Below are 11902 nucleotides of genomic sequence, written 5' to 3'. Positions count from 1 at the left end.
CGTCCCTGCCTTCCGATTACTCCGCCTTTTGTCCACGTCCTCCGCGTTTGCTTTTCGTATCAGGCGCTGGCTGAGCTTCTTGGTCATTCTCCTCCGCAGGTCCAGCCGGCTCCGGCTCACTGTCCGCCTCACTGTCCGCCTCACTGTCCGGCTCGGACTCCGGCTCCCCGGCTTGCTGAACCTTCAACTGCTTCTGGAGCGCCTCGGTCGGGATCTCAATCTTGACCGGATCCCCCGTATCCGTGAAGTACGCCATCGCGGTTACAACATCTGCGGAGTGGGCCTGGATCGCATCCGCTCGAGTGAGCGCTCCACCCTCCGTCATTTTCGTTGTAAACTTCGCTTTCCACGCGTCGATCGCAGCTTGCGGAAGTTTTCCCTCATACAACACAAGTGCCGGTTGCTGACAAAAGAGCCCCCGGCAAATGCCTGAGAGGTCCGTGGAGTCATCGAAGTTGATGATCTCCACGGGTTCACTCAGGGTCAAATACGTGTTGGTGAGGGGATCATAGAAGCTGACCTTTTTGGGTGCCAAACCAATTTTCAACTGAGGCATACTAGATCCCCTTTCCGAAAATAGTCACGCCAAGAAGAACCACCAGATTACGAGACGATACGAATTGCCGGCGGAATCGGGAAGGTCTTCTCGAATGCTAGATTGCGAGCGACCGCAACCGCTTTGCCCTCGTTGAGAATTCCGATTCCATACCTTTCTTTCACCTTGATAGACTGGATATCCCGCATGGGATCATCGAACTGCTCCGTCGAGAGCGGATCCTTCACAAGCAGGATGCCGATGTTCTTCGAGTCGACTACATACATATCGAACTTCTTGTTCTGGTAGTCGAACGGAATGAACGGCGTGAACATGATGTTGATCGCAAACGGTACGCGGCCCTGTACCTGGTCCGGACGGATCGTGAGGTTGGTGACTTGGCTGCCGCCCAGCGCCGCATGGGTCAGCGACTGCAGGATTTCGTTCTTGAAGAACACCGACCAGCTCAAGGGGTGCATCAGAACCGTATCCGGCTGATAGCCATTCATCATGACGGCGATGAACATGTCGATCAGGTCTTCGGTAGACAGGGTATTATTTATATTACCGTGCATATCCACGCCGGTGGTCCCTGCATCCGGGTATTTCTGCCGGATGTCATTGTCGAAAACGATGTGGCCATGCTTCGAAAACTGAATAAACGCCTTCTCTTCTTTCCATCGAGCCATCGCCTCGCCGGCCTTCCGCAATAGGATCCCTATCACGTCCCACTGCGAGTCTCGGATCATCTCGTCCGTAACTCGAACAATGAGACCGGATTTACCGACCTTGACTTCCTGCGTGCGGTGCAGCTGGAAGTCCACGGTCTCTTCCAGGTAGCTCTGCGATTCACCGACGTCGTGGGCACGCATCGCACCGATCGACGGGAATTCGATGGAGCGGCCTTCCGTCAGGCGAACGGTCTGCAGCAGCTGGGTGGCGATGTAGTTGGGTTCGGCTGCCTCCCGCATCAGACCCACGACCACGCGCGGGATCAAGATGCTCGCGTCCTGTGTGGTCAGCGCTTCTTGAACCGTGACCAATTCGCCTTTCGGAATCTGGGTCCAATCTTCGTTCAGATCAAGCTGCCGCTTGATCCGGCGAAGAATATCCAGCGATTGTTCGGAAAGCTGATGTTCGCTTACGTTCATCATGTTGGATGACCTCCTTCATCACTTCTGCAGCAGGATTCGGACGGCACCGACCGAACCGGTCCAGTCCCAACCCGTCGGAATACCCGGAATCTGTCCGTAGGCCTTGAACGTCGCTTTGATTTCCACCGGCGCAGAGCCTTGGCTGTTGTCGTACTGCACGACGATCAAGCCCGCGTTGTAGTCCACATAGGAGACATAGTTTGACGTACCGCTTGGCGGGGTCGGCGACAGCGGCAATTGCGTGCCATTGGCGGTCACCGTCAAGGAGCCCGGAACCATCGGGAACTGGAACACACGGAAGTCATGCCGGCCGCTCTGACCCGGTTGAACCGTACCGATGGTCAGATCCGTGAAGGGCACTTCAATCCGGGAACCATCTGTCAAACCGGGGATACCATGTGGGAAGTATTTGTTCGTGAACTCGAGCATCCCACGCAGATAGCTTTCTTCATAGGGATAACCGGGGAAGCCATCCTGAGAACCGATGTCGCTTGGACGCTCACCAGAGCTATTGACCCAGCGCTCATCATTCAGAATGTCGGATTGTGCCCAGCCAACCCACTTCAGCCAACCCTGTGGTGCTACGCCGTCGGCAATCGGAGACTCAACGGCCCAGACCTGGCCAATCACCTGTTCATGCAGGCGAGACAGTTCCTTCTGCCACTGGACCACGTTGGCAATCGCAGCCTTCAGGCTGTCCAAATCAGCTGCAGCCTGAACCTGCGCATTGGCTGCATCCAGTTGCTCTTTCACATAGTCGAAGTCCGCCTTGATGCAGCGGCCGTTTTCATCCGACATCACATAGTCGCCAGCTCGAACCGGACGGGACGGATCGACATCGTAGAAAGAACCCCATTCGATCTGCTCAGCCTGTTCCTTCAGCGGAATGTACGGAAGCTCAATGTAAATCTCGTTTTCGATGGTCGGCTGCATGCCATTGAAGCCATCAACGATTTCTTCGTACAAGTTGGCATAGGCTACACCAATCGCCTTGTTGGCCTTGCGAACATACGGCGCGCCGTCACGGTCAATGTCATTCACGTCCACACCGCCGTTGGCCAGTGTCAGCGCATTGTACTTCTGGTTGCTGTCAAAGTCCACAAAGCGACCATCGTCGTTCGGGCCCCCATTCGTCGCCGGCGCGACCACGCGGCCTTTCGGAATCACGACCCAGTTGATCCCATACAAGTCACCGAAGTGGTAGCGGAACAAACGCCGCAACCGCGGGTCAACGAGAAACTTTTCACCAGGGGCGTCATGCGTACCGGCCTGCAGCTTCGTATTGGACCGGAAGTAGGTGTCTTTCGTATCCTGTACAGGCTTTGCACCATGGAATAGTGCCATGTCGACTCACTCCTTTGGTCAGTTGTTTCGCTTGCGTCCGCCACCGAAGAGCCCTTTGAAGATGTCCTCGGCTTCCGCCAGCGTCATCGTAGTCTTCTGGGTTTTTCCGTCTTCGTTCTCAGCGAGACCCGGATTTTGCACGCTACCAGGCTCCGGCCGCCAGGATTTCATCTCGGCCAATAGATCCTGAAGCGTGTTCTCTAAGGATTCCTTGGTGCGCTCGACATGCATCTTGAGCGCTTCTTCTCGATCCAGGCTCACCACATCTGGCTTGCGCAGAGCGATCTTGAGATCCAAGACTTTTTCAGCGAGCATCTTGTGCAGCTCTGCATGAAGGTCCGCGTTCTCCTGAACCAGTTGGTTGTGTTCGGCCTCCATCTCTGCAACCTTGCTTTCAAGTCCTTGTTTTTCAAGGACCAGATTCGCAATGGTTGACTCAAGGGTTGCAATCTTGTTGGCGGCCTCCGTGAGTTGGGCCTTCAGTTCGGATTCTTGAACTGGTGTCTGTGTCACCGAAGCCTGGGGTTCTGGAGTTGGGGATGCAGGGGTCTGCGTCGGAGACTCTTGGACCGGCTGCTGCTGAGGGGGTTGCGCCGGTGTCTGTACAGGGGTTGGGGATGTTTGCCCGTTCATTGCACTCGATCCACTCCTTTCATTTACATGAGGTGCATTTGTAATGCGATACGTCTTCTCGGCAATTTGGAGGACCTGAAAGTCCGTCGATTCGGTTTTGTCCCCGGAGCCGGAAGGCTCTCCCTCCTGTGTAACGCTCACGTTGCCTGCGTGTGCATCGGCCGGGACGTTCACATAGGAGACCTCGTGGCCTAATACGGTACCAATGATGAAGTGTGCGGTTTGGCCGTCATAGGACTCTCCAGGCCAGTGATCGCACCATTCCTTCGTACGATCGGTTCCGCAAATATTGCAGGTCACCTTATCCGTGGTTGCGCCGATAGAGACGGTCTGGTAACGCCCATCCAGAACTTTCTCTATGGCGTCTGGATCGGTAAGCTCCACATCGAAGATGAGTCCAGGGCGACCTGACTTTGTGGCTTCCGAGAACTGTGCCTTGAGGATGCGCCCAATCGGTTCGCCATCATACGAGTTGTGGTGCGTCAGAACTGGCTTGTTATACGGCTGGGTCCATGTATGAACACCGGCTTTGAGACCTTCCGCGGTGTAGTAGTTGTAGTTGGCTGTACGGCCAACATGAATGGCCTCCATCTGAACCCGCAGCTTCCGTACCTGCCCCTTTGCCGACTCGGTCAACCGCTGAAGGTTTTCCTGAGAGAGTGGCGTGGTGCGAACCGCTACGGTTTCATAGATCATCGGGTTGGTAATCAGCTTCTTGGCTTTATGCTCTTCAAACGTGTAGTTCACTCTGCTCACCCCCTTCTGCGGCCTTCACGCTTTGGCTTCCGGTTCTTTCGCCGGAGTCAGTCGGCAATTGCAATGTGGATGCCAAGGCGGAATGTGATGATATATAGCAACTTCATCGAGAGATGAATGATTGCCCACATGAATCGAGGTGCCGGATTTCTCCTGACAGGTCACACACCCATCGGATCCTTTTTCTACGACAAGCTGGTCTTCTTCGTACTGAAGGAAGCTCAGCGCATATCCGTAGTTGAATGCCTTCGCCAGCGTGTAGAGCGCGAGGAATTCGACACGATAGCGGAGCGATTGGAACACGGCGCGTGTCTTGAGAATCGCTTCACTCAAGTCCTTGGCATCCGCCAGCTTGGCAGACAGTGTCTTTTGAATCGCCTGCTCCAGCCGGCCCAAGGATCGATTGGCGTCCTCCCCAATCAAACGAAGCGAACTGGAGTAGTTCACATTGGCGAGCGACCCGCGATTCAGATCGTCTTTGGCGGCCACAACGCCATCCATCAGACACTGCCGGGCCGCATATTCGATGTCGTGCCACATCGTGTCTTTGGCGAAATGCACCGCAGACAACAGCGTTTTTGGATCCTTGATCGGGAAGGATCGACCCGACATGTGCTTGCGAACCTCATCCACCACATCGGCTTCCATCTGTTCATACGTCGATGCAAGACGCTTCTGGAGACGATCCAGAGTGGAGGTTGAGATGAAGTCGGGTGCAGATTCTCGCAAGGACTCAGTCGATCGCTTGGGTCCGGATCGAGTACCATGTTGGTTCGTCGGCTGCTGCTTGTTATTGGTTTCCGGCGTTCCTGGCGTGGATGCCACAGTAGCCTTCGCTTGAGCGGCCGCCTCAATCTCCGGGATCTTGACCATGTTCAAATACAATCGAGATTCATCCACTTGCGGTTCGAGCTTGAGGTTGATCCGTGTTTCCTCAAAGGTCTGGACGTTGTGCTCGTACTTGTAAATCTCGTGCGTATCGAGCTTGATCCGCATCTCGGCTTCAATCTCGTTGAACACGAATTCGACTTTGTTATTCGGATCCGCCAGAGGATCAAAGCCGCCCTCAACCAAGAGTTCCTCAATGATGTACTTGTTGATTTGAAGGGCAATCTGGCGCTGCCAGCCATTGATCCGGTCCGCCTTGATCCCCGTCATCGCGTCAGCGGTGTTCCGGTTTGCTGTATCGCCTCGACCCATGTCTACCTGGCTCATGCCAAGTCCTGAGAACACGCGAGCCTCGAAGTAGTCCAGATATGGCTTTCCATCGATCGCAGTCAGATTGACCGCATCGATCTTGTGCCGTTCCGGAAGCACGATAGCCCCATCGGTTGGCATGTTCTCAATCGTGGACCGAATCTCGTTAAGTTCCTCGTCCGTGGCTTCGTATCCTGGCTTGTCTAGGCCCACGGTGTACGCGAGAAGGGGAAAGATGTGTCGATAGAGCAGCAGCGCTGCATTCTCTTCCACTTTCCGTAGCAGACGCACATCTTCGATGACCGGTGCCAACCACGGTTCACCAAACGCCTTGCCGGCCGGGACATTCACCTTGATGTGAATCACATCTTCAGGTCGAAAGGTAATCGGGTCCTGGCCCTGTACAGTCTGCTGATACCCCGTGATGTTCCCGTTCAGATCCCGTCCGACCTGCATCGTGCTGGGCGGAAGCCGAAAGTAACCAATCACAGGGCCCTTGGCCGGGGGCATCGGAATCGCAGACAGACCAGGCGGCAGACCTTGGTTTCCCTTTCCGCGCGCCTTTACGATAAAGGCATTGGCATACCGGACAATGTCATCCGCAATCCCTTGGAACAACATCTCCGTCGGCGTATCGGTCCCGACGGCAATCATGTCGAGACGGAGCTTCACATAATCGAGGGCCTGCTGGTTCTTGCTCTTGAACTGCCAGCCACTCTTAAAGACCAACTCCGAGTATTTGAGGACCGTCTGCATCACATAGCTGTCACGCTCAATCGCCGCATCGATTTGGGCGAAGTCAATGTCAGGCGACTCAAAATTCGCGCGCCCGCCACCTCCACCCGTGGCATTCGCAGACGGAAGCTGATAGCCGACCCGTTTCACTTGCGTTGCCTTCGGATCTCGCTTGAAGGATGGACCAAAACCCACACCGGCGGAGCCGCTACTGCGACTGGGAGGAGAAGGCGCTTCATTGGCTGTGGCAAATCGCTTGATGACGTTATTCAGAAACCGAGCCACACAATGAGCCCTCCTTTACCTGCCAAGTGTGAACAATGTCTATCTTAGGCAATTATATCCCATAGGCGTAATGCATTACGAAGTTCAAGAGTTGCTGTATCCATGTGCCTTGAGATAATCATCAATCCAGTCATCCGTCACTTCCGTGACATCTCCCAAATCCTCTAGGATCCTCAAGAATTGACGGATTTCCTCCTTCTTTTGCAGGAGGTCCACTTGCCGACCGTAGAACACCGCCTCTTGTTGGTACAGCTTCACGAGGTCGATGATCGACTGATTGTACTGATCCTGCACGTTCTGCATCGAATCCGTGATGATCGTTGCAAACCGATCGAAGGTTGCGCTCTGTCCCTCGTCCTGGTTGTACAGAAAATAAATCAGGGGATTGGTGGTTTTGGTATGCACCTGTTGGTACATCCAGAGCTGCTTGGAGATCGCATCCTCTTTGTTATCGTCGACCATCAAGGCCTGACCTTTGAGGTTGTTGTGCTGCTGTTTCAAGGACTGAAAGGCCAGGATCAGATGTGATTTAATCGCGGACACGTCCGTGAGACTGGAGATGGTTTGAAGAAAGGATTTCATCCCGTTGCTTTCCATGACCGAAGCCGGATTGGTGACAAGATCGCGAAGCGAATCCACGATGTCTTGAAACTGGGTGTACCGGTTTTTGTGGACGTAGGCCACATCCGCGATCGTGGTGTGGAATGTCTCCATGTTGTTCGTATCCAGTTGGTTCTGAGCAATCTGATCCTGCAGCTGCTGGATCTGCTGGGTCGTGGTCGGATCATCCACCTCATAGCTGGACTTGTATAGGTCCATGAGGCTGTTCTCGAGGTTTGTCCCATCGATCACGGATTGCGACCAAGATTGAATCGCATTGGCCTCATCGTCGGCGGCGTCCGAGACATCCGTCGCATCGGTAATCTGGCTTCGGTAATACTGGTCCAAAAAGTCCCGTCTCCGATCTACAGAGCGCTTCATTCGGTACAGGAGGTCATAGATCTCATAGTCACCCGTACCGTCATACCCCGACTTTTCATCTTCGACTGCCATGACCTGCTGATAGTCATCGGCGGCCAACAAATCCTCAAAGGACTGGAAATCCGAGGACTGCCGGTCTTCAATAATGGCCATCAGGTCGGAGATATCCTGCGACAAACTGTCATAATCCATCAGACTCTGTGTGATGGTGAAGTTCTGTGCGCGTTCAATCTTCTGGACGACGACCGGAGGAATCAGATGAATGGAATGTTCGATGGGATATTCGAGTTTCGGATGGTAATCAAAAATTTGCCGCTCGTAGGGCGTATCTATCCCCTTGCCCCCATAGAGATCGTCCGTCATGGCGTCTCTCTCCCGTCTAGTTATCCATGTGATTCTTTATCATCGCGCCCAAGGCGCCACCGGCCAATCCGGTCGCAAGCCCGATGGCTCCAAAGCGCGCTGCATTCTTGATCTTGATAGACCGGGGTGCCATCATGCTCGTCAGTAAACCATAACCCACACCAGCTCCGGCCGATGCCAGCCCTGTGTACATGCCATATGTCATAGGATTGTAGTACACTCGATCGTAGGGCTCGTTGCTTTTCATCACTGAAGATCCCTTCTTTCTGGCTGCATCCCCAATATGTATGTAACCCGCCGCTTTCGCGGCGGGCCGGGAAAGAGAGGGTGAAAGATGAGCCGCCAAGAAGGACACAGGGGTTTGATTTGCCTTCCACCTCTCTGCCGAGAGGGTCACAACGCATTATCTCAGGCATTCCAACTGTTAGATTGACCTTCTGGCAAACGGCGATCGTGAATATCTCGAAGTCCCTCTCATTCCCCATTGCCCGCCGCGCGGCTTGGCATATCCAAGCGGCACTTTCCGCAGGCGCCAGTTCGGATCGTCCTTGGGCTCAAACTCTCGTGTATCCCTAGGCTTGTACACATCGCGCGTGCCACCAAAGACCTTCTCAGTGACTTTCTCCACGATGGATTTGCCGTGAATGAACTTGTTGGTCCGGGCGACCTTCACTTCTTCAAGAATCTGTGTGATGTCCGGAAACTCAAGCGTAAAGCCGAGAATGGTGAGCATAAAGGCATCGAGCGCATGTTCGTTTTCGGAGGTGTACACCGGCCGGCCGTTCTGCGTGATCTTGACGACCTGATAGTCCATCATCTGCTTCCAGACCATATCGTCAAAGGGAGACAGCACAATCTTGTCACGTTCAAGCAAGAGCGCCGTCTGGTTTACCATGAATGGCTTTACATCCTTCATGTCCACTTCTCGTGTTGCAGGATCCCGAACTTCAATCTTTTGTCCAAAATGCACTGGCCGGATCTTTCGATCGAGGCCTGTCTCAGGATGCTCCCGGCCATACAAGCGAAGTGTCTCAATCTGATACTCACCAAACCCTCGGTCTATGTAGATCAGACGAGGATCATAAATTGCGTTGAGTTCGATAATTTTTTTGACCGCATTGTCGAGCGTGAATTCCCCTCTTGGAATCTCCGCCCGAAAGGCAACCCGAAACTTCTTCAGGAACTCATCAAACTCCGTCACAATGATCTGCGTATCATTGGCGTATTTATCCCAGTCCACCCCGATAATGCGAATCGCAGGGGGAGCGGGTTTGCTTACAGTATACGGGCCATAGTAGATAATTTCATCCATCTTGAAGCCCTGTCTCTCGTACTGTTCCCGCTCGTATGCATTCAGTTCCCGATAGCTATACAGGAATTGCGACTTTGCTCGTTCTACCGCCGATTTGGCGAAAACTCCGACCGTCTCTTCTCCGAACTCGGCCAATACCTCGTGGATGTAGCTTTGTTCCGTCATCGTGGCCCGCATTTGGGCCTCCATCCGTTCATCCCAATCAGGGTTCACCATAGATGGAAAGTGATATGCCTTGTACCCAGTATCCGGGTTCGTACAAATCTCATAGAAGAAACTTCGCTTACCGGTAGGTGTCGAGCTGCACCAGATCCCGATGCGCGCCGGATCTTCCAGTGCAACGGCCGTAACCGCATCAATGCCGTCGCGGTCCATGTAGTCAATCTCGTCAAGGAAGATCCAATCTGCACGTTGACCGCGGACAGACGCACCCGATTGACCGGAAGTTGCCCCTACTGTAAAGCCCATGATGCTGCTTCCGTTGTTGAATTGAATAATGAACGGGTTCTTGGTTCGAGTCCGGATGGATTCCCGAAGCTCATCACAGTCGTCGATCATCTCGTTCAGACGCATGAAAATCAGGCGAACCTGGTTTTCATACGGCGCAGCTATGAGAAGACGTGCATTCCTGTGATGAAAAGCGTACCACAAACAGAAAACAACCAGGGTCTCCGTCTTCCCTACACGCCTGCCCATGCGGACTGCGATCCGCCGGTCGCCTTTCATGATGCCATCAATAATTTTCTTCTGATACCATCGGGCCCTCCACGGATTCCCCTTGGGATCTTTCAGTTTCCAATAGGCCCATTTGACTGGGTCAGAACGAACTTCAATCTCCAAATCAGCGAGCGACCTGTTGTCCATAACTGCTGACATCTCTCCTTCTCCTTCCCAGAGATTGAACTACAAGCGAAAAATGAGCAGGAAATTTGAGCAATACGGCGTAATTATTCTATTAGAGCCAAAGGAGGAAGATATATGCTAGGTTTTCTGGCAAGCCAAGCTGCGAGGTTGGCTTGGAATCGCTGGAAGGAAAAGAACCCCGAGGAGTATCAAAAACTCATCAACGACCCAGTGGGATACGCAACGTCTATTCTGCGTGGCATTCAGCGTGACATCCGCAAGGAATTATATATCCAGAGACACATTCCACATGAGTTTGATCAACACCCTGAAAAGGACATGCGGACGTGCGATCCTGAACTCTTTGAACAATGCCTTCAACTATGGGACAAGATAGTAGACATTTCCCATAACATGAGTTCACCTTCATGCACGCCCGATGAGCGAAGCCAACTGGATGAACTCCTAAAGGAGACTGTCAACCAGTACATGGAAAACTGCAAACGTCTCCACCAGAAGTATCGCAACAGCACATCAGAGGGATGAATGAACCATCCCTACTTGTGATGCGCCATTATGAATTGTAATCATAATCTTGATTTCTAATTGCCTGCAGGCCAATACCTGCGACGGTACCAAGACCTGATCCCAGCAGCATAGAAATTCCAGACCTCTTCCATGAGCCAAACATGGTCTTATACAGCGGACGCGAGTCCATCTTTTCTAGAAGTCGACTTCGCGTCTGCTGTTGTTCCAGTGTCAGTGGCCCACTCTCGGCAATTCGATCGAGCCGAGCCAACCTTGCTCGAGTTACAGCGCGCGATAGCGCACTGATTCCAGCCATGTGCCCGAGGACAGCAGTGCCACCAATGGCTCCCGGCAATGCGCCCCATGCTACCGACTGATCCACTCGCTCATAGGGCTCGTTACTATACAGCACATTCCGCACCCCACCTTCTAATCTGAATTGGCAGCGGCTTTATATCCAGCTCCGACCGCTGCCCCAAGCAGGATACTTCCGGCCATTGTGACGACGTTTCGCTTTGAGAACTTGCCGCTTCCAGGCGGGCTGAGATTGTATAATTTGCCCAAGGCCTTATCCGCGACTCCCGTTACTGCCTTGCCTACTTGGCTACGGAATCCCGGTAAGCGATCCCGATATTCCTTCATCGCTCGAATGGCCTCAGTGCCGGTTTCATCGTCAATGATGGCTTGTCTTCTTGCATCGCTGACAAATCCCTTAGAAAGGTCGCTGTCTGCGAAACCACGTACCCACTTCGGCGCTAGATGCATCGCACCGGCCAGATGAAGCCCAGCTGACGCTCCTAAAATGGCGCCACCTGCCGCGCCGGTCGCAATGTTGTACCCAGTGGCGGGTTCATTGCTATTGATGGGATTGTACGGCCTGTTGGACTTTAGGAATTCAAGACCCAGTCCCATCATCAAGCCGCCGGCCAGAACCATGGCACCATAGTTTTTCCCGATCGCCTTGAGGCTCGGTCTGTTTTTATCCGGGTCTATATGGCCTTCTCGAAACATGTACTTGGCCGCTTGGGTTGCAATGTTTGGACCGTTCTTCAGCACCTTTGGGAGCACGTAGCCGACCCCACCCAAGAGGATGCCTTCTTCGGCCACCGTTTCACCGAAATCAATACCCGTCCCAACAGCCAAGTTTTTGACTATGGAGCCTCCATCGTTTTGATTGTTGCCGTCATAGAGGTCGTCATACGTATCCAAATAGGACTCGTTCACTATTTTTCACCC

General features: G+C 53.4%; 10 protein-coding genes. 1 reads left to right on the top strand and 9 read right to left on the bottom strand.

What is annotated here, in order from left to right; all coding sequences use genetic code 11:
- Positions 1 to 16 precede the first annotated feature (16 nt).
- The 8 genes from ASH01S_RS04470 to ASH01S_RS04435 all read right to left on the bottom strand — a co-directional run bounded on the left by ASH01S_RS04470 (position 17) and on the right by ASH01S_RS04435 (position 10135).
- Positions 17 to 556 (bottom strand): prolipoprotein diacylglyceryl transferase, encoded by a 540-nt coding sequence (locus tag ASH01S_RS04470; protein WP_067924142.1) that lies wholly within the window; start codon positions 554 to 556, stop codon positions 17 to 19.
- A 47-nt stretch (positions 557 to 603) separates the two neighbouring features.
- A complete protein-coding gene (locus tag ASH01S_RS04465) occupies positions 604 to 1689 on the bottom strand; it encodes a phage major capsid protein (RefSeq protein WP_067924140.1) in 1086 nt (361 codons plus the stop codon).
- Between the two features lie 18 nt (positions 1690 to 1707).
- Positions 1708 to 3033 (bottom strand): hypothetical protein, encoded by a 1326-nt coding sequence (locus ASH01S_RS04460; protein WP_067924137.1) that lies wholly within the window; start codon positions 3031 to 3033, stop codon positions 1708 to 1710.
- Between the two features lie 18 nt (positions 3034 to 3051).
- Entirely contained in the window at positions 3052 to 4413 is a 1362-nt protein-coding gene (locus ASH01S_RS04455; protein WP_067924135.1) for a hypothetical protein, read from the bottom strand.
- Positions 4414 to 4437: 24 nt separating this feature from the next.
- On the bottom strand, positions 4438 to 6639 hold the full coding sequence (locus ASH01S_RS04450; RefSeq protein ID WP_067924132.1) for a hypothetical protein: 2202 nt from the start codon (positions 6637 to 6639) through the stop codon (positions 4438 to 4440).
- Positions 6640 to 6723: 84 nt separating this feature from the next.
- Positions 6724 to 7983: a hypothetical protein gene (locus tag ASH01S_RS04445; RefSeq protein WP_067924128.1), complete on the bottom strand. Its 1260-nt coding sequence runs from the start codon at positions 7981 to 7983 to the stop codon at positions 6724 to 6726.
- Between the two features lie 16 nt (positions 7984 to 7999).
- Positions 8000 to 8230, bottom strand: a complete 231-nt coding sequence (locus tag ASH01S_RS04440; protein ID WP_067924125.1) for a hypothetical protein — start codon at positions 8228 to 8230, stop codon at positions 8000 to 8002.
- 177 nt (positions 8231 to 8407) lie between these two features.
- Positions 8408 to 10135: a phage terminase large subunit family protein gene (locus tag ASH01S_RS04435; protein ID WP_169794183.1), complete on the bottom strand. Its 1728-nt coding sequence runs from the start codon at positions 10133 to 10135 to the stop codon at positions 8408 to 8410.
- A 138-nt stretch (positions 10136 to 10273) separates the two neighbouring features.
- Between ASH01S_RS04435 and ASH01S_RS04430 the strand changes: the two genes are divergently transcribed.
- Positions 10274 to 10684, top strand: coding sequence for a hypothetical protein (locus ASH01S_RS04430; RefSeq protein ID WP_067924118.1), 411 nt, complete (start codon positions 10274 to 10276; stop codon positions 10682 to 10684).
- A gap of 411 nt (positions 10685 to 11095) precedes the next feature.
- Here ASH01S_RS04430 and ASH01S_RS04425 read toward each other — a convergent pair whose 3' ends face one another.
- Positions 11096 to 11890, bottom strand: coding sequence for a hypothetical protein (locus ASH01S_RS04425; RefSeq protein ID WP_067924114.1), 795 nt, complete (start codon positions 11888 to 11890; stop codon positions 11096 to 11098).
- Positions 11891 to 11902: the final 12 nt, after the last annotated feature.

The organism is Alicyclobacillus shizuokensis NBRC 103103 (assembly GCF_001552255.1).
Lineage (GTDB): Bacteria > Bacillota > Bacilli > Alicyclobacillales > Alicyclobacillaceae > Alicyclobacillus_G > Alicyclobacillus_G shizuokensis.
Note: the sequence above shows the minus strand (reverse complement) of the source record. Positions and strands in the feature narration are given on the sequence as shown.

What these genes read in the sequence shown, in the direction of transcription:
- ASH01S_RS04470 (WP_067924142.1), bottom strand. Translation starts at nt 556, where the DNA reads ATGCCTCAGTTGAAAATTGGTTTGGCACCCAAAAAGGTCAGCTTCTAT.
- ASH01S_RS04465 (WP_067924140.1), bottom strand. Translation starts at nt 1,689, where the DNA reads ATGATGAACGTAAGCGAACATCAGCTTTCCGAACAATCGCTGGATATT.
- ASH01S_RS04460 (WP_067924137.1), bottom strand. Translation starts at nt 3,033, where the DNA reads ATGGCACTATTCCATGGTGCAAAGCCTGTACAGGATACGAAAGACACC.
- ASH01S_RS04445 (WP_067924128.1), bottom strand. Translation starts at nt 7,983, where the DNA reads ATGACGGACGATCTCTATGGGGGCAAGGGGATAGATACGCCCTACGAG.
- ASH01S_RS04440 (WP_067924125.1), bottom strand. Translation starts at nt 8,230, where the DNA reads ATGAAAAGCAACGAGCCCTACGATCGAGTGTACTACAATCCTATGACA.
- ASH01S_RS04430 (WP_067924118.1), top strand. Translation starts at nt 10,274, where the DNA reads ATGCTAGGTTTTCTGGCAAGCCAAGCTGCGAGGTTGGCTTGGAATCGC.